This is a genomic window from Corynebacterium glucuronolyticum DSM 44120 (genome assembly GCF_030440595.1).
Taxonomy (GTDB): Bacteria; Actinomycetota; Actinomycetes; order Mycobacteriales; family Mycobacteriaceae; genus Corynebacterium; species Corynebacterium glucuronolyticum.
The window spans coordinates 2,020,280-2,043,019 of sequence record NZ_CP047452.1 but is presented as its reverse complement, the minus strand read 5'-3'; the positions used below and the strand labels follow the sequence as shown (position 1 = coordinate 2,043,019).

The 22,740-nt window shown below is 61.0% G+C and carries 18 protein-coding genes and 1 other RNA gene; 11 read left to right on the top strand and 8 right to left on the bottom strand.

The genetic code is table 11. The features are described 5' to 3' along the window. Positions 1-20 precede the first annotated feature (20 nt). The 6 genes from CGLUCO_RS09045 to CGLUCO_RS09020 all read left to right on the top strand — a co-directional run bounded on the left by CGLUCO_RS09045 (position 21) and on the right by CGLUCO_RS09020 (position 5,077). The gene (locus CGLUCO_RS09045; protein ID WP_084036806.1) at positions 21-980 is read left to right on the top strand and encodes an aminotransferase class I/II-fold pyridoxal phosphate-dependent enzyme; all 960 of its coding nucleotides are present in this window, start codon (positions 21-23) and stop codon (positions 978-980) included. Further along, positions 968-2,095: a Nif3-like dinuclear metal center hexameric protein gene (locus CGLUCO_RS09040; protein ID WP_084036808.1), complete on the top strand. Its 1,128-nt coding sequence runs from the start codon at positions 968-970 to the stop codon at positions 2,093-2,095. Before CGLUCO_RS09045 ends, CGLUCO_RS09040 begins: the two co-directional genes overlap by 13 nt. After that, entirely contained in the window at positions 2,095-2,784 is a 690-nt protein-coding gene (locus CGLUCO_RS09035) for a zinc ribbon domain-containing protein (RefSeq protein WP_005389339.1), read from the top strand. The genes CGLUCO_RS09040 and CGLUCO_RS09035 overlap by 1 nt, the downstream gene beginning before the upstream one ends. Continuing rightward, positions 2,784-3,950 (top strand): bifunctional RNase H/acid phosphatase, encoded by a 1,167-nt coding sequence (locus CGLUCO_RS09030; RefSeq protein ID WP_070739973.1) that lies wholly within the window; start codon positions 2,784-2,786, stop codon positions 3,948-3,950. The genes CGLUCO_RS09035 and CGLUCO_RS09030 overlap by 1 nt, the downstream gene beginning before the upstream one ends. A 345-nt stretch (positions 3,951-4,295) precedes the next feature. After that, positions 4,296-4,688 carry a hypothetical protein gene (locus CGLUCO_RS09025; RefSeq protein WP_232622000.1) on the top strand — a complete coding sequence of 131 codons (393 nt, stop codon included), beginning with the start codon at positions 4,296-4,298 and terminating at the stop codon, positions 4,686-4,688. 107 nt (positions 4,689-4,795) lie between these two features. After that, a complete protein-coding gene (locus CGLUCO_RS09020; RefSeq protein ID WP_232622001.1) occupies positions 4,796-5,077 on the top strand; it encodes an HNH endonuclease signature motif containing protein in 282 nt (93 codons plus the stop codon). Between the two features lie 6 nt (positions 5,078-5,083). On the opposite strand, the gene CGLUCO_RS09015 is transcribed toward CGLUCO_RS09020, so the two are convergent. Genes CGLUCO_RS09015 through CGLUCO_RS09005 form a run of 3 tightly spaced genes read right to left on the bottom strand, consistent with a single transcriptional unit; the run spans position 5,084 to position 9,035 of the window. Further along, positions 5,084-6,361: an ABC transporter permease gene (locus CGLUCO_RS09015; RefSeq protein WP_084036810.1), complete on the bottom strand. Its 1,278-nt coding sequence runs from the start codon at positions 6,359-6,361 to the stop codon at positions 5,084-5,086. Then, positions 6,358-7,092, bottom strand: coding sequence for an ABC transporter ATP-binding protein (locus CGLUCO_RS09010; RefSeq protein ID WP_084036812.1), 735 nt, complete (start codon positions 7,090-7,092; stop codon positions 6,358-6,360). The genes CGLUCO_RS09015 and CGLUCO_RS09010 overlap by 4 nt, the downstream gene beginning before the upstream one ends. Continuing rightward, complete coding sequence (locus CGLUCO_RS09005) at positions 7,092-9,035, bottom strand: permuted SH3 domain-containing protein (RefSeq protein ID WP_084036814.1); 1,944 nt, start codon at positions 9,033-9,035, stop codon at positions 7,092-7,094. The genes CGLUCO_RS09010 and CGLUCO_RS09005 overlap by 1 nt, the downstream gene beginning before the upstream one ends. A 180-nt stretch (positions 9,036-9,215) precedes the next feature. Between CGLUCO_RS09005 and rnpB the strand changes: the two genes are divergently transcribed. Both rnpB and CGLUCO_RS08995 read left to right on the top strand, forming a co-directional pair. Next, positions 9,216-9,622: RNase P RNA component class A (gene rnpB / locus CGLUCO_RS09000), an RNA gene on the top strand. A 30-nt stretch (positions 9,623-9,652) separates the two neighbouring features. Beyond that, positions 9,653-11,029, top strand: a complete 1,377-nt coding sequence (locus tag CGLUCO_RS08995) for a ribonuclease catalytic domain-containing protein (RefSeq protein WP_084036816.1) — start codon at positions 9,653-9,655, stop codon at positions 11,027-11,029. On the opposite strand, the gene CGLUCO_RS08990 is transcribed toward CGLUCO_RS08995, so the two are convergent. Next, positions 11,026-12,258, bottom strand: coding sequence for a GHMP family kinase ATP-binding protein (locus tag CGLUCO_RS08990; protein ID WP_232622002.1), 1,233 nt, complete (start codon positions 12,256-12,258; stop codon positions 11,026-11,028). The two genes, CGLUCO_RS08995 and CGLUCO_RS08990, sit on opposite strands and share 4 nt — an antisense overlap. Before the next feature lie 150 nt (positions 12,259-12,408). Between CGLUCO_RS08990 and CGLUCO_RS08985 the strand changes: the two genes are divergently transcribed. Then, on the top strand, positions 12,409-12,612 hold the full coding sequence (locus CGLUCO_RS08985) for a hypothetical protein (protein WP_196793918.1): 204 nt from the start codon (positions 12,409-12,411) through the stop codon (positions 12,610-12,612). 3 nt (positions 12,613-12,615) lie between these two features. Here CGLUCO_RS08985 and CGLUCO_RS08980 read toward each other — a convergent pair whose 3' ends face one another. Both CGLUCO_RS08980 and CGLUCO_RS08975 read right to left on the bottom strand, forming a co-directional pair. Then, positions 12,616-14,358 (bottom strand): CYTH and CHAD domain-containing protein, encoded by a 1,743-nt coding sequence (locus tag CGLUCO_RS08980; protein WP_084036820.1) that lies wholly within the window; start codon positions 14,356-14,358, stop codon positions 12,616-12,618. 47 nt (positions 14,359-14,405) lie between these two features. Further along, positions 14,406-15,431 (bottom strand): DUF2786 domain-containing protein, encoded by a 1,026-nt coding sequence (locus tag CGLUCO_RS08975; RefSeq protein WP_084036822.1) that lies wholly within the window; start codon positions 15,429-15,431, stop codon positions 14,406-14,408. Between the two features lie 266 nt (positions 15,432-15,697). Here CGLUCO_RS08975 and CGLUCO_RS08970 point away from each other — a divergent pair, with 266 nt between their 5' ends. Further along, positions 15,698-17,038: a glutamine synthetase family protein gene (locus tag CGLUCO_RS08970; RefSeq protein WP_034989447.1), complete on the top strand. Its 1,341-nt coding sequence runs from the start codon at positions 15,698-15,700 to the stop codon at positions 17,036-17,038. 32 nt (positions 17,039-17,070) lie between these two features. Next, complete coding sequence (locus tag CGLUCO_RS08965; RefSeq protein ID WP_198481489.1) at positions 17,071-20,142, top strand: bifunctional [glutamine synthetase] adenylyltransferase/[glutamine synthetase]-adenylyl-L-tyrosine phosphorylase; 3,072 nt, start codon at positions 17,071-17,073, stop codon at positions 20,140-20,142. Here CGLUCO_RS08965 and CGLUCO_RS08960 read toward each other — a convergent pair. Then, complete coding sequence (locus CGLUCO_RS08960; RefSeq protein ID WP_084036828.1) at positions 20,139-20,786, bottom strand: anaerobic ribonucleoside-triphosphate reductase activating protein; 648 nt, start codon at positions 20,784-20,786, stop codon at positions 20,139-20,141. The two genes, CGLUCO_RS08965 and CGLUCO_RS08960, sit on opposite strands and share 4 nt — an antisense overlap. Beyond that, positions 20,779-22,590, bottom strand: coding sequence for a ribonucleoside triphosphate reductase (locus CGLUCO_RS08955; protein ID WP_084036830.1), 1,812 nt, complete (start codon positions 22,588-22,590; stop codon positions 20,779-20,781). Before CGLUCO_RS08955 ends, CGLUCO_RS08960 begins: the two co-directional genes overlap by 8 nt. Positions 22,591-22,740 lie beyond the last annotated feature (150 nt).

Below are 22,740 nucleotides of genomic sequence, written 5' to 3'. Positions count from 1 at the left end.
CATTTTGCCATACTGTACAAATGCAGTATACGAGCGTCGACCTGGCTTTTCACGGCGACGAAGAAGAGGGATCCCGGCTCAACTTCGCCGTCAACGTCCGTGGGCTCACCCCTCCCAGGGGGCTTGTCGACGCTCTGGCGTCCGAGCTTGCCACCCTCGGCTCCTACCCCTCCGCCGCCCGTGAGAGGGCAGTCGTGGCTGAGCTTGCTCGCCGCCACCACGTCGCCCCCGAGCAGGTGGTCCTCCTTTCTGGGGCAGCAGAGGGCTTCACCATCATCGCTAACCTCGGGTGGCGCGACGCCACCGTTATCCACCCCGGCTTCACCGAGCCGGAGAACGCCCTGCGCCTCGCCGGCGTCCCGGTGACCCGGGCGATGATGGAGCCACCCTTCGACACGCTCCCCGCGATCGCCCCCACGCACCTCGCCGTCATCGGTTGTCCTATCAATCCGACGGGCACGGTCATCGAGCCGGTGCTGCCCGCCGAATTTTTGCTTGTCGACGAAGCGTTCGCCGACATCACCGACATCCCATTCACAGCGCCACCCAACGCCTTCGTCACCCGCAGCCTGACCAAAACATGGAACCTCGCGGGACTCCGCGTAGGCTACATGATCATCCCGGAGGGCGTTGACGTGGCGCGCTTCCGCCCCCACTGGGCGACAAGCTCGCTACAGCTAGCCGCCTTCGAGTGGGTGCTGGAACACGAGCCGGGGGATATCTCTGCCGAACGCGAGGAGATGAAGTCCCTCCTCACCGCAGCCGGGTTCACGCTCGCCTCGGATTCGAAGGCGCCCTACCTCCTCGTCCAGCCGCCCGGTGACGCGGAACCACTGCGCCAGGAGCTAGCCAGACGCGGCATCGCCATTCGGCGGTGCGATACCTTTCCCGGGCTAGACTTGAGCTATTGGCGGCTGGCCGTGCGGCCCGCCGAGGATGTGCGAGAACTGATAAGAGAGGTTCAACGATGCCAACCGTAGGCGATATAGTTCGGGTCATGGAGGCCCACTACCCACCCAGGCTCGCGGAATCATGGGACAAGGTGGGGTTGTACGTCGGTGACCCGGAGGAGCAGGTAACAAAGGTGGCCTTCGCCCTTGATCCGACGCTCGACGTTGTGCGCGCCGCCCTCGATGCCGACGCGCAGATGCTCATCACCCACCACCCGCTGCTGCTTAAGGGTGTCAATTTCGTCTCCACGGCAACCCCCAAGGGGCGGATCATTCACGAGGCGATCTGCGGTGGCCTCGCCATCTTTTCGGCCCACACGAATGCCGACTCCGCCCGCCCCGGTGTCAACGATGAGCTCGCCCGGCTGGTGGGGATCACCGGCGACACCCGTGCTCTCGATGAACAGACCTCCATCCTGGATAAATGGGGCGTCCAGTTCCCGGATAACGGCGACATCGCTGCCTTCAAGCGCGCCTTGTTTTCTGCCGGAGCGGGCAACGTGGGGAATTACAGTGACTGCGCATTCCACACCGAGGGGACAGGTCAGTTTCTTCCCGGCGAGAATTCGTCGCCGGCGATCGGCTCCCACGGTGAGCTAGAAACGGTGGCCGAGGTGCGCATTGAGTTCGTCGGCAAGCGAAAGGACAGGGAGCAGATCCGGGCGGCGATCTACCGTGCACACCCGTACGAACAGCCCGCCTACGACTGTGTAGAAACCGCGCCGGAACCCACCGGCACGGGGATCGGGCGCATAGGCAGGCTGGAAACGACCGTAACCTTTGCAGAGTTCGCCCAGCGGGTGGCAGACGCGCTACCGGAAACAGCGTGGGGTATCCGTGCCGCCGGCGACCCGGACAAACCCATCACCACCGTTGCCGTCGCCAGCGGATCGGGCGGCTCCTTCCTGCCCACCGCCGCAGCAGCCGGCGCGGATGTCCTCGTGACCAGCGACTTGAAACACCACATCGTCGACGACCACCTCGCCGCCAGCGACATGTGCGTCATTGACACGGCGCACTGGGCCAGCGAATTCCCCTGGGTGTACCAGGCGGAAAGGGCGATCACGAGCGAACTTGACGTGGATACTACAATTATCACGCTCGTGACAGACCCGTGGAACCTAGGCATTCGAAAGGAAAAGTAGTGCTCACACTCGACCAGGACAAGCAGCATCTTCTCGTCGACCTCGCCGCCGCCGAACTCGGTGGTGCGAGCGGCCCCACCCCCGAAGACCTCGAGGTGGAAAAGCTCGGCGAGCAGCTTGCCGAGGAACGCGAGGCCCACTCCCGTGCCGTCCTCGCCGCCAGCGACATCGACCTGGAGATCCGCCGCATCCAGCAGGACCTGGTGAAGCTCCAACGTCGCGAGCAGGCAGACCGCAAAGAGCTCGGCGCTGCCACCGACCGCGAAACGCGCAAGGACCTGGAGCACGACCTCGCCTCCGCCGCCCGCCGTTCCAACGATCTCACCGGTGAGCTGAAAGAAAACCACGATGCCATCGCCGCCCAGCGCGCCAACCAAGACCTCCACGCCCAGCGCGTGAAGGAACTCGAGGAGCGCCTCGCCGCCGCGCAGCGCGCCGCCGCTGCCGCCCACACGCCTGCCGACGATTCACAGCGTGCCGAGGACATCCGCGCCCAGCTGCCCGAAGACGTCCTCGCTGCCTATGACAAGCAGAAGGTTATCTCGGAGTTCGGTGCGGCCGCCTTCACCGGTCGTGCTTGCGGTGGCTGCAACCTCATTCTTCCTGCAGCCGACATTCAGGAGATCCGCTCCGCCCCCGCAAACGTTGTTCCCCAGTGCCCCGAATGCGGCACCTACCTGGTGCGTTAATGCTCGGAGTTACAGTTTTTGCCGACGGTGGCTCCCGTGGCAATCCCGGCATCGCCGGCTCCGGCAGCGTCGTGAAGGATTCCCACGGGAACGAGCTGCGTGCGTTGTCCCACTTTGTGGGAAAGACCACGAATAACGTCGCCGAATACCAGGCGCTCATCAACGGCCTCAGGGCTGCCCTGGAGCTCGGTGCGACGCACTGCCAGGTGTTCATGGATTCCAAGCTCGTCGTCGAGCAGATGTCCGGGCGCTGGAAAATCAAGCACCCGGACATGCAGGCCAAGGCCAAGATTGCCCACGAGCTGATAAACCAGTTTGAGCAGTTCTCGATTCTGTGGGTTCCCCGCAAGAAGAACGCGCGCGCCGACGAGTTGGCCAACATCGCGATGGATGCCGGCGCACAAGGCGCGAAGCCGGGCTTCGTTGGCTCTGCTGCCCCATCCAGCCACCCTTCGGATCCGAAGGTCGCGCCCTCGCATCCGAAGGATGCAGAGGATACGAAGGATAGGCAGGCTGCACACGCACCAGCGAACAAGGACTGGGTCGGTGCCACTACGGAGGCCCTGACCATTTACCTCGTTCGGCACGGGCAAACCGAGATGAGTGTGAAGAAGCAGTACTCGGGTTCGAGCGACCCGGCGCTGACCGAACTGGGACGCACACAAGCCTCGCGTGTGGCAACCTTCTTTGAAGGCACGAACATTGATGCCGTCATCTCCTCGCCCCAGAAACGGGCACAGGAGACGGCTCGGGGCATCGCCGATATGGCAGGAGTCGCCGTCCACACCGACGAAGCGCTGCGCGAAGTTGACTTCGGCACCTGGGAGGGGCTGACCTTTGCCGAGGCCCACGAGCGCGACCCCGAACTCCATGCCGAGTGGTTGGACGACCCGACCATCGCCCCACCGGACGGCGAATCCCTCGACTCCGTCTATCGGCGGTCGAAGCGGTTCGTGACCAAAGCACAGAAGACATGGGCGGGCAAGACCATCGTCGTGGTCAGTCACGTCAACCCGATTAAGGCCATCGTACGGCTCACGCTGCGCGCGCCGGGGAAGTCCGTTTCGCGAATGCACCTCGACCTGGCATCCGTGAGCACCGTCCAGTTCTACGCTGATGGTCCGAGCTTGTTGACGCTCTTCAATTCCACCGCGCACCTGTCCTAAAACGCCCCCTGGTTGCCCCCGGTGATTGCCTTTATCTGGGGGGTGGCTTCTGGCCTGGATTGGGGCGTTGCGCTGTGTTTTCCTGTTTTCTGAATCGGTTCCCTCGACTGAGGTTTAAATTGGTTTTTGTTAGCCCACTAGTATGTGGGGCATGAACTACAGAGCTCAGATCGCGGCTTTGTTGCCGCATACGATGGAGCTCCTAGGCGTTTATCAGGGGATGTCGACTGGGGAGATTAGGAAACAGGACGGGGTGGATGACCGCTTCGCCAGGATCATGCCTGGCAGGTTCGTGTCGAGTTGACGCGAAGCGTTGCTCATTGCCGCACGAGCAGGGCCGCTGCGGTGGCTGTGCTGGTTCTGTTTAATTCGATGCAGGCGACCAATCCGAAGAATTCGTTGACGGAAAAACCGATTGCGGGGTCGACGAAGATGCGGCTCACTTTAGTGGTGGATCAGCATTTGGGGCGCACGGCGATTGATAGGGCGCGTGCCCAGGGTGGGGATGCGGCCGTCAACTTTGTGACTGCTGCTGTTGGCGGCACGGGAGAACTACCCGCTGTGGAGCCGGTTGTTGTGTTGCCGGCGGATACTTCCATCATGGGGGCGACGGAGCATGAGATGTATAACTACATGTTGTCGTTGTCGGATGGGACGTCGGTTACTGCGTTGGAGTGGGCGCAGATGAAGCTTGCCGAGTTTGGGTGGGTGTTGGTGTTGGATCCTGTGACGGAGTAAAGAGTTGGGGTTTTTCCGGTTCCGTACTGCGGATGCGCGGTTTGCGGGTCCGCTTGAGCGAAAGATTCAGCAGGCGAAGACGCCGGTGTGTGCGGTGGAGGGTGTGCATGTGGGCGGATAAGTGCCAGATGCACCACAGTGAATCCTGGGTAAGCGGTGGCCCCACCACGTTGGAGAATCTCACCATGTTGTGCCCGTTCCACAACGGGCGCAACGATGATGATCCCACCAAGCCGAGATACGGCCGGATTGAGCGGATCAACGGCTTGGACTACTTTGTTCCCCCGTTTGGTGGTAGGCCCCGCCTCAACATGAGCACCTGCGCCCGCGGCGGGGCTGTTCGCCTGGCCCAAAAACAAGCCGGCATCCACACCCAGCCCGTGCTGTAGAGATCCCTACTCGTAGCGAAGCGCCTCGATGGGGTTCAGGCGGGCGGCTTTGCCGGCGGGGTAGTAGCCGAAGAACAGGCCAATTGCCAAGGAGAAGCCGAGGGCAAAGATTGCGCCACCAAGCGGAGGAAGGACAAACTGGCCCATGAGTTTCGAGCCAATCATGCCGATGCCACCACCAACGATGAGGCCGATAATGCCACCGATGACGCAGACGATCATCGACTCAATAACAAACTGCGTGCGGATATCCTTGCGCGTGGCACCGAGAGCCATACGCACGCCGATCTCGCGAGTGCGTTCCGTCACGGAGACAAGCATGATGTTCATCACGCCGATGCCGCCGACGAGGAGGGAGATACCGGCGATGGTGGACAAGATGGCGGAGATGGCGGTGAAGAACTTGTTGACCGACTCCAGCATGGCTTTGTTGTCGGAAACCTTCACCTTGTAGTCCTGGGATGCGTCGAAGAAGTTCGTGATCCGGGTTTTCAGACCCTCCACGTCGGCGTTGTCCGAGGGGCGTACGGTGAAGTTCGTGATGCCGGCCACGGACTTGTCCATTTTCTTAGCCACGGGGTAGGGGATATACACCGAGGGCGGACCGTTGAAGGAGATCGCCCCGCTGCTGCCGTTTTCCGAGTTGTACACGCCAACGATAATGAAGGACTGCAGTTCACCCTGGTATTCGACGCTGATCTCCCCGCCGAGGGCGGCGTTGAGGTCGCCATTGAACAGTTCGTCGACAAGCTTCGAGGGGATAACCGCGACGTTTCGGTGACCGGAGATGTCCTCGGCGCTGAGGAGGTGGCCGCCGTTCATCTTCATGTCCTGCATGTTGAGGGCATCGGCGTTGACACCCTGAACGTAGGCTTGCTCGCGTTCCCTGCCCTGGGTGACGGTGGCGTTCCACATTTGGCCTGCGTTGATGGAGATGTAGTCTACGGAATCACCGAGGCGGCCGCGTAGTTGCTCGATCGAATCGTCGCTGATGCGGTCGGATTCGTTGGAGGGGTCGGCGGGGCCGAACATGGAGTCCTCGTCGTCCTTGTTTTCCTCGTCGGAATCCTCGTCCGTACTCTTTTGCTGCAGCGTGACGTTGAGGTCGCTGGAGCCGATGTCGGAAAACGTTTTCTCCGATTGGGCTGTCAAGGAGTGCCCGAGCGTCATGATCGCCACCACGGAGGCGATGCCGATGATAACGCCGAGGAGGGTGAGCGCCGAGCGCATCTTGTTGGCACGGAGGCTGGTGAGGGCGAGGCGGATTGCTTCGCGCAGGTTCATCGTGCGGCCTCCGTTTCCGGCTGTGGCATACGCCCCTCGCCCTTTGTGCCATGCGGGTTCGCGATGACACCGTCGGTGAGGGTGACGATGCGGTCGGTTTCCTCCGCGAGCTCGGGGTTGTGGGTAATTAACACGATGGTTTTCCCCTCTTCCTTGTTGAGCTTGTGGAACATGTCCATGACCATGCGGCCGGTGTGCGAGTCGAGGGCGCCGGTGGGCTCATCGGCAAGCAGGAGCTTCGGCTCATTGGCCAGCGCCCGGGCGATGGCCACGCGTTGCTTCTGGCCACCGGACAGCTCATTCGGCTCGTGGCACATGCGGTTACCCATACCGACGAGGTCGAGGAGTTCGCGGGCGCGGGCGGCACGCTTCTTTGGGGAAACGCCCGCGTACATCATCGGCATTTCGACGTTTTTCTGCGCGTTCATGCGGCCGATGAGGTTGAAGTTCTGGAACACGAATCCGATGGACTCGCTGCGGTAGCGGGCGAGCTCATCGGATTGGGCGTTGAGAACGTTGACACCACCGAGGACGTACTGGCCACTGGTGGGGGAGTCCAAAAGCCCAATGATGTTCATGAGCGTTGACTTGCCGGACCCAGATTGGCCCACAACGGAGACGAATTCGCCGTCTTTGACGTAAAAATTGCACTTGTGCAAGACCGTCAATTCACCGGGCTGGCCGATGTTGAAGGTCTTGACAATATCTTTCATTTTGATGAGCAAGCTCATTAGGCGCCCTTCGCGCTCATCTCGACCTTGGCCGTCGCACCCACCTTGTCGCGGTACTTCTCCGCCGTGGTGATGACACGGTCGCTCTCCTCGAGGCCCGAGCTAATCGACGTATCGAAGTCATTGCTGTTGCCGGTTGTTACTTCGCGCTCCTCAATCGTCCCCTTGTTACCGCTGCCGGTCAATACGAGGACCGCAGTTTTACCCGCATCATTGGTGAAGACGGCATCGCGCGGGACAGCGATGGTGTCGTGCGTCTCCGAGCGAATAATCTGGGCCTTTGCGGAAGAGCCAAGGCGAAGCTCGTCGCCTCCGGTGATTTCAATCTCCACGGGGAAGGTGACATCGGTGGAGCCTGCGCCGGCGGCAGCTGCGCTACCCTCACCACTCGCGCCCGAGGGCATGCTTGCCATGGGGTCGTTGGCGACAGGGGAAACCTTGACTACCTTGCCGGTGAACTCCTTGTCCCCGGTGGACGGGGTGGTGAAGCGGACCTTGGAATCCTTGGTCACCTTGGGCAGATCGACTTCCTTCACCTGAACGACGATTTTCTTGCGAGAATCGTCAGCGACGGTGACAATTGGCCCCGTGGCCGGTGCGCCCTTCTGCGCCGGAAGTGCGGTAACGATGCCGTCAAAAGGACTGTTCACATCGGCGGAATCAATGTCGATCATGAGCTTGTTATTCGCCAGATCGCTCGAGGCATTCGCAGCTGCTGCGGAATTCACGGCCTGGTCGAGGGCAGAAGCGGAGGTTTCGAGGCCCTGCTTGGCGCCGAGCTTGGCGGCTTCGACACCGACGGTGGCATCAGAAACCGCGTTCTCAGCGGCGTTCACCTTGCGCTGTAGCTGGCCGAGCTCCTGATCGGAGGTCGCGAGAGCGTCGGCGTAGCGGTTTTCCGCCTTGGTGCGTGCATCCTTTGCATCGCTGGCCTGGTTTTCTGCCTGGCGTAGCGAGGTAACAGCATTGGCGATGGACTGGTCGCGCTCGGCGCGTGCGCCGTTTTCCCCATCGATGGTGTTTTGCAGGCTTGCGATCTCCTGCTCGGCTGCCTCGCGCAGCTCCGGAGTAAGCCTGGACAAATCCTGGTTTTTGAGCTGGTCAAGGCGTGCTCGGTTGAGGTCAGCCTGGTGTTCTGCTGCACCATTGACGCGCTGGACAGTTGCCAAGCCGAACTCGGCCTGTGCACGTGCGAGATCTGCATCGCGGGCAGCCTTACGTGCTTGCTCCGCAGCATCCTTCTGTTGCTGGAGCGCCGGGTCGTTGTCTTTTTCCACCTGCTGGGCGCGGTTTGCGAAGTCCTGCTTCGCGCCTTCGAGCTGCAGGTTGGCATCGCGGAGCGCGGAGTTAGCAGAGTTGATTTCCTGGTTGAGGCCGCGGTCGAGCTTTTCGCGCTGCTGTGCGAGCTGCTGCTGGGCCTGCTTGATCGCGTTCTGCGACTCCGAGCTGGAGGCAGATTGTTGCTGGCGCTGGCTGTCCAGCTCACGCTCGAGAGAGGATGTATCCATGCGGGCGAGAAGCTGGTTGGCTTTCACTCGGTCGCCGACGGCGACGGGCAGATCCTGCACGGGAGTCGTGAGCTTGGTCGACAGGGTTGCCGTGCGGATCGGCTGAATCGTTCCCTTGACGCTGACGCGGTCGATAACGTCCTTCTTCGCAACCGTGCGGAAGTCGGTGGAGCTCACCGTCTCCTTGGGGCTGAACGCTGTCAGGACAGCGCTGCCGATGCCAAAGGTAGAGGCGAGGAGCACGGCGATGATGAGCGGGATGATCACCCATTTGTGCCGGGAGAAGAATGTACCTTCTTCCTTTTCCTCGTATTTTTCGCTGAGGGACATGGGTTCCCCCTCCTCGGCGGCGAATTCGTCGTCGTCCCAGAAGGATTCTTCGCTATCTACCGGGTCGTTAGGCGTTGTTGGGAATTTTTCAGTGTTGTCTTCCATAACTTTCCGAGCATATATAGATGGAATCTATGTACCTTAGCGCACGTAGATGTGTTTTTAGACCTACATCAGCTTACCGTACTGTCTATCTGTTTCCAATAGTTGTAACTGTCAAGGATCTGTCCGGTCGGTGGGAATTTCATCGGCATGGGGGGAAGGGCTACAATTTTTTCTCGCGAGTGAGTCGACCATGGCGATCGCGTCGGCGTGAACGAGGGGACTGGTTCCCCAGCGCGCGCTGCCGAGGAAAGTCTGGACTCTATAGAGCACGGTGGTTGTTAACGGCAACCCGGGGCGACCCGAGGGATAGTGCCACAGAAACGAGACCGCCAGCACCGTTTCGGTGTTGGTAAGGGTGAAAGGGTGCGGTAAGAGCGCACCAGCGCGGTAGGTGACTGCCACGGCTTGGTAAACCCCACCGAGAGCAAGGCAAAAGGTCACATCCTTTAGAGGTGTGGCTGCGCAGGCGCCTGAGGGCTGCTCGTCCGAGTCTGCGGGTAGCTGCTATGTAGAAGGCCGTCAGCAATGGCGGTAGCGAGATGGATGGTCGCCACACGACAGAATCCGGCTTACGGTTGGCTCACTCGCCCACGCGTTTCGGGGCACAATGGGAAAGTATGAAGCTGTATGCCGCTGAATTAGACTTCTCCGACGTCGCCCGCGAGTTCCAGGTGGAGCGGGAATTCCCGCCCAACCTTGTCGAGGAGGCCCGCTCGGTGCGCGATCAGTTCGCCGCTCACCGCCGGGATCTGCGCGACATCGACTTTGTGACGATCGATCCGGTGGGGTCCAAAGATCTCGATCAGGCGGTATACATCACCGAGAAAGGCGATTGCCTCGAGGTTTGGTACGCGATCGCCGATGTGGGGGCCTTCGTCCGCCCGGGAATGGGGCTGTACGACGAGGCGCTTCGCCGCGGACAAACCATTTACCTCCCAGATGAACCCGCGCGGCTCTACCCGCCGGAGCTGTCGGAGGGCAGCGCCTCCCTGCTGCCCGGAGTCGACCGCCCCGCCGTGTGCTGGCGGATGCTTGTCGACGCTGCGGGGGAGGTGCAAGAATACGACCTCTCGCGGGCTACGGTTCGCTCCCGCGCGCAGCTGGATTACGTTAACGCTCACCATCCGTCGATCGATTTGTTGCCCAGGCTGGGGAGTCTGCGACGGGCGAGCTCACTGCGTCGAAAAGCCGTGAACCTTTCCCTTCCCGATACGCGCGTACACCGGCTAGACGACGGCAAGTACGAGCTCATCCTCGAACCACGCAACCAAGCCATGGACGACAATTCGGAGGTCTCCCTCATGGCGGGCATGGTTGCCGGTGCGATGATGGCCGAGTGGGGGCACGGCTACCTGCGAACGCTGCATCCTGCGCCGGAAGAGGCTCTCGAGGCTTTCGCCACTGAGCTAGCAAGCCTTGGGTTGACCTTCGACCCGCGCAGTGAGGTCGGCGTATTCCTGGCCTCCGTCGACCCAACCACCGTGACGGGAATGGCCGTACATAAAGAAGCAGCCAAGCTCCTCCGCGGTGCGGACTATCTCTTCCTCGATACCAAGCCCGCAGTGATCCACGCGGGCGTTGGAGGGATGTACGCCCACGTCACAGCGCCGCTGCGCCGCCTCGTGGATAGGTACGCCACCGAGTACTGCCTCGCCCGCGCGGAAGGACGCGCGCCGGAATCCTGGGCGCGCGAGGATGCCGAGGCTGTCATCGACACGATGCGCCACACCTCGCAGCACGCAAACACCGTGGATAACGCATGTATCCGGCTGACAGAGGCGACTGTCTTGCAGCCGTGGGTGGGGACAACTTTCGACGCGCTCGTGCTGAAGTCGAACGAGGAAAAGAACACGGCGAAGATCATGCTCTCTCAGCCGCCGATCATCTCCACCGACCTCGTCGGGAGCCCTGCCGAGGGAGACTCCACACCGGTCACGCTCGTTACAGCCGATCCCGCCGAGCGAGAGATCGCGTTCGCCTGGCCCGCTGACTAGTGCGCGCGGGTACCGGGCCGGAGAACGATAACGTGGGCTCCCGGAACATCCGGCAGGTCGTTGTAACCCGTCAAACAAAGCATGGCTGTGGAGCGCCCGATTGCCGCCGGTCGCGCCGGAATGTCGGTTGGAGCCGCAGCAGCCGCTTCGTCGAGGGCAAACTCGCGCAAGGGACCTGCGGAGCGGGCGAAAACCTCGAATGCGTCGTCCATTCGACGGGAGCGGAGCAGCCCAGCGAACTCGTGTGCCCGGGTGGCTTCCTCACCGAGGTAGGTGAGCCAGCCCACCGCAGCCCCGACCGTCGGCAAGCCCTCACTACCCTTCACCGAGATGACAGTGCGAAGCCAGTCACCTACGCGCGCCGGGGCGTCGGGAAGCTGCTGGAGCGTCGTTACACCGAAGTTTTTCAAAGCCTGGGAGACGAAGGTGCGTCGCCAGGCAAGCCGATCGCTGTTGTCGCGGGCCTCCGGCAGGCGCGTAAGCGCTGGGGTGATGACCATGGCGTCCTGTATGGCGGGCGCAACGGTCAGTGAGCCGTCTCCGAAGTCCACGAGGTTCACCCCCTCACCCGTGCCCCTCAGACAACCGACGAAACGCGCGCGCGGGTGCATCAGCCCCGTAAAAACTTCCGCAGCGCAATGCGCGACGGACGCGAGCTTCGCCCGGGTGGGCGCATCGTCGCGCTCGTCCGGCTCGCCATTGAGAGCGAACGCCAATGCTGACGTGACCGCGGCTGTGCGCCCCAGGCCTGCGTGCGGCGGAATATCGCACACCACGGTCACATTCACCCCCGGCGTATCCCTGGTCAAAAGCTGGCGGTGAATCATCGTGATCACCACGCCACCGAGTCGGACAGCCCATTCATCGGTGGGCAGACTGGAGGAAACATTCCACTCCGCAGGACTGTCATCCTCGTGCACGGGGGGATCCAGGATGGTCCCAGCCGCTTTTTCCAGCTCATCGGCATCGGCTGAGGAAATGTTCTCCTCGCTTCCCGTCTGGAGGAACCGAACGTGAACTTCACGATCCGTGCGGTAGGAAAACGCCACAGCGGCCTCGAGCGAATGAACCATGACCGCGCTCATCCCGCCCGTGAAATCCGTGAACTCGCCCATCAACACGCTCGTTGCGGGGGCACACGCCACGCCGTCAGGGGCAGACCACTGCTTCCGGTGCTCGCTAGACACAATGTCTGCCAGGTTATCCTGAGGCTCCGGCCACCGTTCCATTTCTAGCCACCGCTCCTTTAACATTTGTCGCGCCAACCGTTTACCGTCCCAGAGTACACGGCCACAACCAACGAACTCGGCTGTGTGCGAGGGAAACCAGGTAACCTGGGGCGCATACCAATCAATCCGAAAAGAGAGGACGACCAGTTCATGAGCGACAAGTGGTATTACAACGTGGAAACCGGCGAGGTGCAGCAGGGGAAGCAGGCCAGTTGGGATAACCGCATGGGACCCTACGATACGGAGGGCGAAGCCCGCCAGGCCCTGTCCATCGCTGCGGAGCGGACGAAGGAAGCGGATCAGCAGGACGAGACCGACGACAACTGGGGTAAGCCGCCGGCCTGGGAGAAGTAAAAACTACCAACCCGTTTCGGTGGAAGCCTCCTCCTCGTGGTTGTGGGCTTCCCTGGCTTCGCGCTGGCGAGCAGCCTTACGCACCTGCTTCTCCAGCTTGCGGTACGCCTTCCGGATGCTCTTCTCGGCGCTTGCATATTCCTTCAGTGCAGCAAGTCCATTGGCCATCTCCACGTGGTACAGAACGCCGTAACCGAAGGTGTCGCGGCCTCGTTCACGCGCCTCCTGTGCCTTCTCAGCGATGACATCACGGGAGGTGACGGAATCCTGGAAGTCGCCGAGTACCGTCTGCATCTGCTTGCAGGCGTCATAGAGTTTCCGCGTTTTTAGATCCGTAGCTTTGCCCACAGCCTCCGCTGAGTAGCGGAGCTTCTTGGCTGCCTTCCGCATGTTGTGGAAGTTTGCCTCGCGGTGGGCCAGAGGGAGGGTGTCATCCTCCCACTCCTCCACAGCCTTGAGGTGTCGCCGATGAAGCTTGATGTAAGCCTTGGACAGGTGGCTGGCGAGTACCGCTTCAGGAGTGTCGTCCACGGGATCCGTCGTATCTGCTTCCAGAGGACGATCTTCGGCAGCGTCCTCGGGTGATTCTGGGTGCTCTTCGGGCTGAACCGGTGCGTCTTCTTGCACCGTTTCGGGGGTCGGCGGATCCTTGATGACCTCGTCCAGGCAGCGCAGCAAGGTGAAGTACCGGTCGGAGTCGAGGTAGGAGAGGATCTCGTCGTGGGCGTTGCGGTAGGTCTCCGACATTGATGAGGTGAGGTGCGCGCGGGTTTCCCGGCCAATGACCTCGATGGGTACTTGGTCGACGAGTTCAGTGAAGCGTGCTTCGACCACTTCTGCGTCTCGCGCAACGCCGAGGAGCCCAGCAAGGTACTTGAGTTCCTTTTCCAGTTCAGTGACGCGGGGACCAGTGATGATTCCCTCAAAGGTTTGAATATGGCTGCGAAGCTCCCGGGTGGCAACTCGCATCTGGTGGACGGAATCCCACTCATCGCGGCGAACCTGCGGATCCATCTCAATTATTCTGTCGCGCCCTTCAGCCAAGGCGGTGACGACGGCATGGAGCGGAGAATCCTCTTCTACCTGGGCGACAGGAGCCGGAGAGGAGACATTGTCTACGGAATCGCCGAGAGCCATAACGAGTTTAGATGGGCTGTGGGAGACGGACGCGCCGTTGACTATGAGGAGGCGCGTGGCGGACGTGAGGATCTCCTGCCCTTTATCTGTGCGTGACACATCATTGCCGAGTTCCACCTCCCACTCGCGCCAGGAGGTTCGGTTGCCTCCGGGAAGAAGAGACCAAGCGGTGACGTGGTCGTCACAGAACTCCGCCATCTCGGTTCCGTTGAAGGCACGCAGGACAGTTTCGTGCCGTACATTGTCCACTTGGGCGATGGGGACGAGTTCCCGGTTGCGGGTGAGGACCTTCACCGGGTGCAGAACTTCCTCCGGTGGGGTCAGTGGCCCCTCCTGCTCGGGATCGAAGTCGGCGTGCACCTCTACCCGTCCGAGATCGGAGGGGAGCTTGAGGTGCCAGCCGGAGTCTTTTCCGCCGGTGCGCCGACGCAGAGTGACCTTCGCGCGGGTGAGCGCGAGGTCTTCCGTGTCGTAGTAGATTGCGGACAAGTGAAAGACATTCGTCTCGTCCACGGAATCCACGTGCGCGATCTTTGTGAAATCCGGAACCGGCAGTGTGTCAGAGACAGCGAACTTAGCTTCGACCTCGAGGAAATTTTGTGTGCCCATACCCCTTTTCTATCAGGTTCTGGCGGGCTGCGTGGGGCGAGGGCAGTTTAGGCACCGATGCTTCGCCGCCCACCAACTCCGGAAGAATCGCCGCCGAAGTGAGAAGACTTCGCTGACCGGGCTCCCTCCTGGTATCCGGCATCGTTCCGGGCATGAATATGAGTTGTGGATGTCTCCGGGAATAGGTCGCGGAAGGTCTTATCCACAGCGGCGGTTGTCTCCACCAAGGCGGAGTGGGAGGCCTCGTGTGCGTCGGCTATATCCCGTGTTGCAGAGGCAAGAATATCTCCGATCTCTGAAGCGTACGCAATAATGAAGCTGCGTCGGAATGAGGTTGTGGTGCCTGTGCTTCGTGCCTCGCGTGCGCGTGGTGAGTTCTCCATGAAATACAGGCACTGTCGTTCCAGACTGGCAAACATGTCACTGACGTAGACGAGATCCGCGGCGTATCCGACGGTGCACATGACACCGGTAGAAGTCAGTGCGATGACTCGTACACCGCAGTTTCTGGCGATCGCGCAGAGGAGCAGACTCTTTTCTCGCACATACGGGGCGGAAATGAGCACTCGCTTGGTACCTACGTGTCGGGGCTGATCCACAGTAGCAGCGGCAACGTTGTACTTGGCCTGTAAAGCAGCCGCTTTCTGAATGTAGGTAGCCGCTTCCTCTTCGTAGGGAGTCGATTCGGCCTTTCGCAACAGAGCTGTGATTTTACGTTGCGCTTTTCGCTGCTCTTCCGGCAGATTGTCATCGTCAGCGCATGGATCCTCGGCCAGGCGAAGGTCGACGGACGTGATTTGAGGAAGCTTGCGCAGCTGCTCCCAAAGTGTATGGAGGTTTATTGAGGACGCATCCCGTTTTTCTGCATATGGACATTCGACGTGCCAGTGGTAGCGCACCTCTGCTGGAACCGCATCGCTGAGCTCACTCTTGGCTAGAAACATGCAGTAATCGAGAAGGGGGAGGGTGTTGGTCTTGGCTAGGTGGTGGCGGAGTGCTTCCGGTGTCCACCCGAGTAGTGCGGCGTGCTTGAGAAGGTTGATGGTGTAGGTGGCGAATGATGTGGTGCTCATGTCAGTGATCCTTTGTAGGAGAGAGTGGGTATGGAGGGAAGTCGTATGTTGGAATGTCGGACGTGGGCTGATCGTCACTATGCGGCGGGTCTGGCAAATGAAGGTCCTTTCGAACGAATGATTGCTTGTGAACACATTCCAGCACCACATACCCACGCCATCTACCCCCGTTTATTCGAACATATATGCTAGACAGGGGGAAGTGGGGAAAAATTTACCCCCGTTTCCGTCCCGCCGTGTGGAGGGTAAAAGCTAGATTGGTAGTCATGACAAGCTCGCAGGAATTTGTGCTCCGCACGCTGGAAGATCAAGACATTCGCTACATTCGCCTCTGGTTTACCGATATGTGGGGTATGCTCAAGTCCGTCGTTGTCGTGCCTGCGGAGATCGAAAGCGCCTTCGCTGAAGGCATCGGTTTCGACGGCTCTGCTATCGAGGGATACTCCCGCGTTGCAGAGGCCGACACGCTGGCGCGCCCTGATCCATCGACGTTCCAGCTTCTTCCTTTCGAAGGGGATGACGGCACAGGCCTGACAGCTCGCATGTTCTGCGACATCACAACCCCGGATGGACAACCCAGCTGGATTGACCCGCGACAGATTCTGCGCTTCCAAACAGAAAAAGCAGAAGAACAGGGATTCACCTTCCACGTCCACCCGGAGGTGGAGTTTTACCTGTTGAAGACGATCTACACCCACGGACAGCGTCCGGAGCCGACCGATCTCGGTGGCTTCTTCGATCAGGCGCAGAATGACCAGGCGCCAAACTTCCGCAGGGAAGCAATGAGCGCCTTGGAATCGATGGGTATCTCGGTGGAATTCTCCCACCACGAGACTGCGCCGGGGCAGCAGGAGATTGATCTCCGGCACACGGACGCGTTGACGATGAGCGACAACATCATGACGCTTCGCTACCTGGTTAAACAGGTGGCGCTGCGCAACGGCGTGCACGCCTCGTTTATGCCCAAGCCTTTTAAAGAGTACGCAGGTAGCGGTCTTCACTCGCACCTGTCCCTATTTGAGGGGGAGTACAACGCGTTCCATGACACCGACGATGAGTTTTACCTTTCCAAAACTGCAAAGCAATTCATTGCCGGAATTTTGCAGCACGCGCCGGAGATCTCTGCGGTCACCAATCAGTGGGTGAACTCGTACAAGCGCATTATGTTCGGCGCGGAGGCACCCACCGCAGCGACGTGGGGAATGTCGAACCGGTCGGCGTTGATCCGCGTGCCCGGTTATTCGCCGCAGAAGGCCAATACCCGGCGTATTGAGGTTCGCTCCGTGGACTCCGCCTGCAATCCGTATCTCGCGTACGCCGTATTGCTCGCTGCCGGGCTCAAGGGCATCGAGGAGGGCTACGAGCTCGCAGACCCGGCTGAGGAAGATATCGCAGCATTGACCAGGCGTGAGCGTCATGCACTTGGGTACGTGGATCTGCCCCAGACTCTCGACCAGGCGCTGCGAAAGATGGAAAAGTCCGAGCTCGTGGCCAATACCCTCGGGGAGAAAGTGTTCGAGTTCTTCCTGCGGACAAAATGGGCCGAGATGCGTGAGTACCAGGCGCAGATTACGTCGTGGGAGCTCGAATCGAACCTCCCCCTGTAGTAGCAAGAAGCGAATCTTTCTAAGGAAGAAAAGTGCAATCACCACGGACAACGAGGAAAGCAGTTCCCACGCCGGCGGCGCTTGGCTTCGAGCGCCTGGCAGCGGAGTCTGAGTTGGAGGAACTCGGGTGGTACAAAGCCGAGCACAGTGACCTGCTGCGCGACATGTCGGGAGCCGCCGACCCCGACCAGGTTCTCCTCGGCCTGTTGCGGTTCAAGGATGCGGTCTCTGCAGATGAGTGGAGCGTGTTTAACCAGAGCTTGCACATCAATCCTGAGCTGCGGTTGCGGATCTTTGGACTACTCGGGGCATCAACTGTCCTCGCAGACCACCTCATTGCCCATCCAGAACAGTGGCAGGAGGTAGGAAAACCGGCACCGACACCGGGGGAGATGATGCGTTTCATGCTCGAGGCAGTCGATGCTCGCCCGGACTGCAGCCACGAGGGATGCGGTGCGACGGACAGCCTCGATACTCCCGGTATGTATCGTTCGCCTCTTCGCGGTACGGACGCCGTCCGAACGATCAAACATGCCTACCGCACGCTCCTCATGCGCATTGCGGCTGTCGACCTGGCAGGGACGTTCCTCGTCCGTTCAACTTCCGGGGCGGTGGCGATTCCCGTCCCCTACACCCACGTTACGGCGATGCTCTCGACGCTTGCCGACGCCGCCCTGACCGCAACTCTCGCATGTGCGCAGGGCACGGTGTGGGGCGATGAACAGGCCGACGCGAGGTTGTCTGTGATAGCGCTCGGCAAGTGCGGTGCGCGGGAGCTCAACTACATCTCGGATGTGGATGTCATCTTCGTGGCGGAGCCAGCTTCGCCGAAGGTCACACGCGTGGCTAGTGAGTTCATACGTATCGGCTCGCAGGCACTGTTCGATGTCGATGCGGGACTGCGTCCCGAGGGCAAGAACGGTGCGTTGGTGCGGACGCTGGAATCGCACAAGGCGTACTACTCGCGGTGGGCCGAAACCTGGGAATTCCAGGCTCTCCTCAAGTCCCGGCCGCAGACAGGTGATATGGCACTCGGCCAGGACTATATCGACGCGCTACACCCTCTGGTGTGGGAAGCGTCGCGGAGGGATTCGTTCGTTCCCGATGTGCAGGCGATGCGTAGTCGTGTGATCCGCAACGTGCCCGAGAACCTTAAGTCCCGAGAGCTCAAGCTCGGCCGCGGTGGACTGCGTGACGTTGAGTTCGCCGTCCAGCTACTCCAAATGGTGCATGGGCGCGTGGACGAATCCCTGCGGGTGAGCTCCACTGTCGCTGCACTCAACGCCCTCATCGCAGGCGGGTATGTCGGCCGCGAGGATGGACACGCACTCATTAAAAACTACGAGTTCATGCGGCTTCTTGAGCATCGCCTGCAACTCCAGCGCCTGCGTCGTACACACACGATGCCGAAGGAGAAAGATGTCGAATCGCTGCGTAGGATCGCCCGCGCGGCGGGGATAGCAGGCACCGGTGGGCACAGCTCTGCAGTACAGCTCTTAGAGCTGTACCGCAAGACGCAACACTCGATCGCAGACATTCACACCAAACTGTTCTACCGGCCACTCTTGAACTCGGTAGTGAACCTGGATACGGGGACGCTTGCTCTGTCCCCAGAGGCCGCGAGGCGCCAGCTTGGGGCCCTCAACTACAACTTCCCCGACCGTGCCTACCAGCATCTGCAGGTGCTGGCCTCGGGCTCCTCGCGGAAGCAGAAGTTGCAGCAGCTTCTGCTGCCGAGCCTGATGACGTGGTTGGGGTCTACCTCAGACCCAGACGCGGGGCTCCTTAATTACCGCAAGCTCTCGGAGACGATGGAAGACCGCAGCTGGTTCCTCCGGCTCCTGCGAGATGAAGGGGCTGTGGGGAAACGGCTCATGCATATTTTGGGCACGTCGCCGTATGTCTCCGAACTTCTATTGTCCTCACCTGACACGGTCAAGCTTCTCGGAGACGGAGCGAATAACCCGAAGCTTATTTCCACTAATCCGGAAAAGGTTCGCACGGCTCTCGTCGCCGCAGCCGGCAGGCAGTCCAGCCCCGAGCAGTCAATCGCCGTGGCGCGATCGCTGCGGCGGGCTGAGCTCGCCCGCATTGGTGCAGCAGACCTTTTGGGGATGATGGATGTACGGGACGTGTGTCGCTCGTTGTCCATCGTCTGGGATGCCGTCCTCCACGCCGCTTTGGCGGCGGAGATCCGAGCTGCGGGAGAGCCGAAGGCGCGAATCGCGGTTATTGGTATGGGACGCTTGGGCGGCGCGGAACTCGGATACGGGTCGGATGCCGACGTGTTATTCGTTTGCGATCCGTTGCCGGGTGTCGGTGACACGGAGGCTGTCACATGGTCCATCGGTGTCTGTGATCGGATGCGTCGCAGGCTGGCCAAGCCATCCGGGGATCCGCCACTTGATGTTGACCTCGGTTTGCGCCCAGAGGGCCGGTCGGGGCCGGTGGTTCGCACGTTGGCGAGCTATGCCACCTACTACGAGAAGTGGGCGGAGACCTGGGAGATGCAGTCACTCCTGCGCGCTACCTACATCGCCGGTGACGAAGAGGTGGGCGAGGCCTTCATCGCGCTTATTGACCCACTCCGCTACCCCGAGGGTGGCATCGACGAATCAACCATCCGCGAGGTGCGTCGGATGAAGGCACGCGTAGATAAAGAGCGGCTCCCCAAGGGGGCAGACAAGACAACGCACACGAAACTCGGGCGCGGGGCACTCACGGATATTGAGTGGACTGTGCAGCTGCTGACGATGATGCACGCGCACGAGTATCCGGCATTGCACACCGCCTCCGCACTGGAAGGGCTCGATGCCATCGAAGAGGCCGGCATCCTCGATGCCACAAGTGTCGAGCGTCTCCGCCATGCCTGGCTCACCGCCACAGGCGCCCGCAACGCTCTCGTCCTCGTACGGGGAAAGCGGACGGACCAGCTGCCTCCACCTGGTCCGGCGCTCGCGCATGTTGCGGGAGCCGCAGGCTGGGACCCGGACGATTCGCGTGGCTACCTGGAGCACTATCTCAAGGCCACGCGCCGTGCGCGCCGGGTGGTGGACAACGTGTTCTGGGGAGAGTCAGAGTCCGAGTTCTCGATCGAGCCCTAGCTTCCCACGTAGGTGCCCTCGGTATCGACATCATGTGCCCACTGGACAACCAGCTCCTGGCCACGTTCTTCTACGCGCCGGGTGAGCTCAGGAAGGTGCTCCTCAAGAATGCTGCCGTGCCACAGTGTCGTGCGCACCTGGAGATCAATCTCTCCCGCGTTCGCGATACCTGCCAGGTAGTCGAGGGACTGCCAGGACCGCCGCGCGCCGGCGGGGGTGCAACGGACAACCTCCGGGAGGTCGTCGGGAAGCCCCTTGACATCGAGCCCGATCCAGTCGGGGCACGTAGATGGGTCCTCCACCAGGCTGCGGATTCTCTCGGGGAGGTACCCGCACGTGTGGAGGCCGATGCCGAAGGTCGGTTCTGTGGCCCGAACAGCACGAATGGCGTCGGGAAGCCCGCGGTGCATCGTCGGCTCACCGCCGGAGAAGACCACCCCGTCGAGGAGCCTGCGGCGGGCGGCCGCAAGTTCGAGGACCTCAGCCATCGTGGATGTCGTCTGACCGCGCGGATCCTGCAAGGCGGGATTGTGGCAGTACACGCAGGCCCACGGGCAGCCAGTGGTGAACACCGTGGCAGTGAGCTTGCCGGGCCAGTCCGTAGCGGAAAACGGGATGAGCCCGGCGATGGCCAACTCAGGCATGAGCAGGGGTGGCTAGCTTCTCGGAGAAGTAGGTGCGCTCGTGGAACTCGCCCTTCTTGCCCGTATTGAACGAGCTCACCGGGCGGAAATAGCCCATGACGCGGGTCCACATTTCCGTCTGCTCACCGCATTGCTCACACGTCGGGTGCTCTCCCGAAAGGTAACCGTGGCTAGGACAGATGGAGAATGTGGGCGTGATGGTGATGTACGGCAGGCGGAAGGCCGTGAGTGCGCGGCGAACGAGGCTCGAGCACGCCTCGCCGCTGCTCATGGCTGCGCCCATGTACAGGTGCAATACGGTGCCGCCGGTGTACTTCGTCTGCAGATCCTCCTGCTCAGCCAGGGCGGCAAACGGATCGGGGGTGTGCGAAACGGGAAGTTGCGAGGAGTTAGTGTAGTAGGGTTCCTCCGCTGTGCCGGCCTGAATGATGTCGGGGTAGCGGGCGAGATCCTCGCGAGCAAACCGGTACGTTGCCCCCTCGGAGGGGGTGGCCTCCAGGTTGAACAGGTGGCCGGTGGACTCCTGGGCCGCTACGAGCTTCTCGTTGATGTGGTTGAGGATACGCAGCGCCATCTCGTGTCCGTTGGGGTCGGTGATGTCGTAGGCATCGCCGACAAAGTTGCGCACCATTTCGTTCATCCCGTTGACACCAATGGTGGAGAAGTGGTTGTCCAGGTTCGGCATCCAGCGGCGCGTATAGGGGAACAGGCCTTCGTCGAGTAGCGTGGCGATGGTCGCGCGACGCCGCTCAATGGTGTCGATTCCGATGTCGATGAGGTCATCGAGCTCAGACATGAGGGCTTCCTCGTCGCCAACGTGGAGGTAGCCGAGGCGGGCGCAGTTGATGGTGACCACGCCGATGGAGCCGGTGAGCTCTGCGGAGCCGAACAGCCCGTTGCCACGCTTGAGGAGCTCGCGCAGGTCGAGTTGGAGGCGGCAGCACATGGACCGGATCATGCCGGGATCGAGCTCGGAGTTGATGAAGTTCTGGAAGTAGGGGAGACCGTACTTGGCGGTCATCTCGAACAAGAGCCGTGTGTTCTCGGACTCCCAGGGGAAGTCCTTGGTGATGTTGTAGGTGGGGATGGGGAAGGTGAACGGCCGTCCGTCGGCATCGCCTGTCATCATCACGGTGATGAACGCCCGGTTCAGCATGTCCATTTCTTCCCGCAGTTCACCGTAGGTGAAGTCGCAGACTTCCTCGCCGATGTAGGGATGGTTGTCCGCGATATCTGCGGGGCACACCCAGTCGAAGGTGAGGTTGGTGAAGGGGGTCTGCGTGCCCCAGCGACTGGGCACATTCAGGTTGAAGACGAACTCCTGCACAGCCTGCTCCACTTCTTCGTAGCTCAGGTTGTCGAGGCGCACGAAGGGGGCAAGGTAGGTGTCGAAGCTAGAGAAAGCCTGGGCACCCGCCCACTCGTTTTGCAGTGTGCCGAGGAAATTCACCATCTGCCCGAGTGCGCTGGATAAGTGGCGGGGTGGCAGCGAGCTGATCGCACCGGGTACGCCACCAAAGCCCTGTTCGAGGAGCTGGCGCAGGGACCAGCCGGCACAGTAGCCGGAGAGCATATCGAGATCATGAATGTGGATGGCACCTTCGCGGTGGGCCGTGTTTGCTGCGGGGGAGAACACCTGGGTCAGCCAGTAGTTGGCCACGACTTTGCCCGAGGTGTTGAGCATCATGCCGCCGAGGGAGAAGTCCTGGTTGGCATTGGCGTTGACGCGCCAGTCGGAGCGGTCGAGGTACTCATTGATTGTGGAAATGGCATCGATGGAAACGCGGTCGTGTGTGAAGGTCATACATCGAATCCTAAGCCAGTAATTACATCCACGTAACTCCAACCTATGTTTGATGACACCCCAAATATGGAAAAAGTAAAAGAGGTAGGCACTACATGTAGTAGGTTTAAGCGTCTGTCCGCTGGAGTGATCTGGAAGATGTTGATTTAT

Excerpts from the sequence above, each read along its gene's own strand:
- CGLUCO_RS09045 (WP_084036806.1), top strand. The coding sequence starts at position 21 with ATGCAGTATACGAGCGTCGACCTGGCTTTTCACGGCGACGAAGAAGAG.
- CGLUCO_RS09040 (WP_084036808.1), top strand. The coding sequence starts at position 968 with ATGCCAACCGTAGGCGATATAGTTCGGGTCATGGAGGCCCACTACCCA.
- CGLUCO_RS09030 (WP_070739973.1), top strand. The coding sequence starts at position 2,784 with ATGCTCGGAGTTACAGTTTTTGCCGACGGTGGCTCCCGTGGCAATCCC.
- CGLUCO_RS09020 (WP_232622001.1), top strand. The coding sequence starts at position 4,796 with ATGTGGGCGGATAAGTGCCAGATGCACCACAGTGAATCCTGGGTAAGC.
- CGLUCO_RS09015 (WP_084036810.1), bottom strand. The coding sequence starts at position 6,361 with ATGAACCTGCGCGAAGCAATCCGCCTCGCCCTCACCAGCCTCCGTGCC.
- CGLUCO_RS09010 (WP_084036812.1), bottom strand. The coding sequence starts at position 7,092 with ATGAGCTTGCTCATCAAAATGAAAGATATTGTCAAGACCTTCAACATC.
- CGLUCO_RS09005 (WP_084036814.1), bottom strand. The coding sequence starts at position 9,035 with ATGGAAGACAACACTGAAAAATTCCCAACAACGCCTAACGACCCGGTA.
- CGLUCO_RS08995 (WP_084036816.1), top strand. The coding sequence starts at position 9,653 with ATGAAGCTGTATGCCGCTGAATTAGACTTCTCCGACGTCGCCCGCGAG.
- CGLUCO_RS08990 (WP_232622002.1), bottom strand. The coding sequence starts at position 12,258 with ATGGAACGGTGGCCGGAGCCTCAGGATAACCTGGCAGACATTGTGTCT.
- CGLUCO_RS08985 (WP_196793918.1), top strand. The coding sequence starts at position 12,409 with ATGAGCGACAAGTGGTATTACAACGTGGAAACCGGCGAGGTGCAGCAG.
- CGLUCO_RS08980 (WP_084036820.1), bottom strand. The coding sequence starts at position 14,358 with ATGGGCACACAAAATTTCCTCGAGGTCGAAGCTAAGTTCGCTGTCTCT.
- CGLUCO_RS08975 (WP_084036822.1), bottom strand. The coding sequence starts at position 15,431 with ATGAGCACCACATCATTCGCCACCTACACCATCAACCTTCTCAAGCAC.
- CGLUCO_RS08970 (WP_034989447.1), top strand. The coding sequence starts at position 15,698 with ATGACAAGCTCGCAGGAATTTGTGCTCCGCACGCTGGAAGATCAAGAC.
- CGLUCO_RS08960 (WP_084036828.1), bottom strand. The coding sequence starts at position 20,786 with ATGCCTGAGTTGGCCATCGCCGGGCTCATCCCGTTTTCCGCTACGGAC.
- CGLUCO_RS08955 (WP_084036830.1), bottom strand. The coding sequence starts at position 22,590 with ATGACCTTCACACACGACCGCGTTTCCATCGATGCCATTTCCACAATC.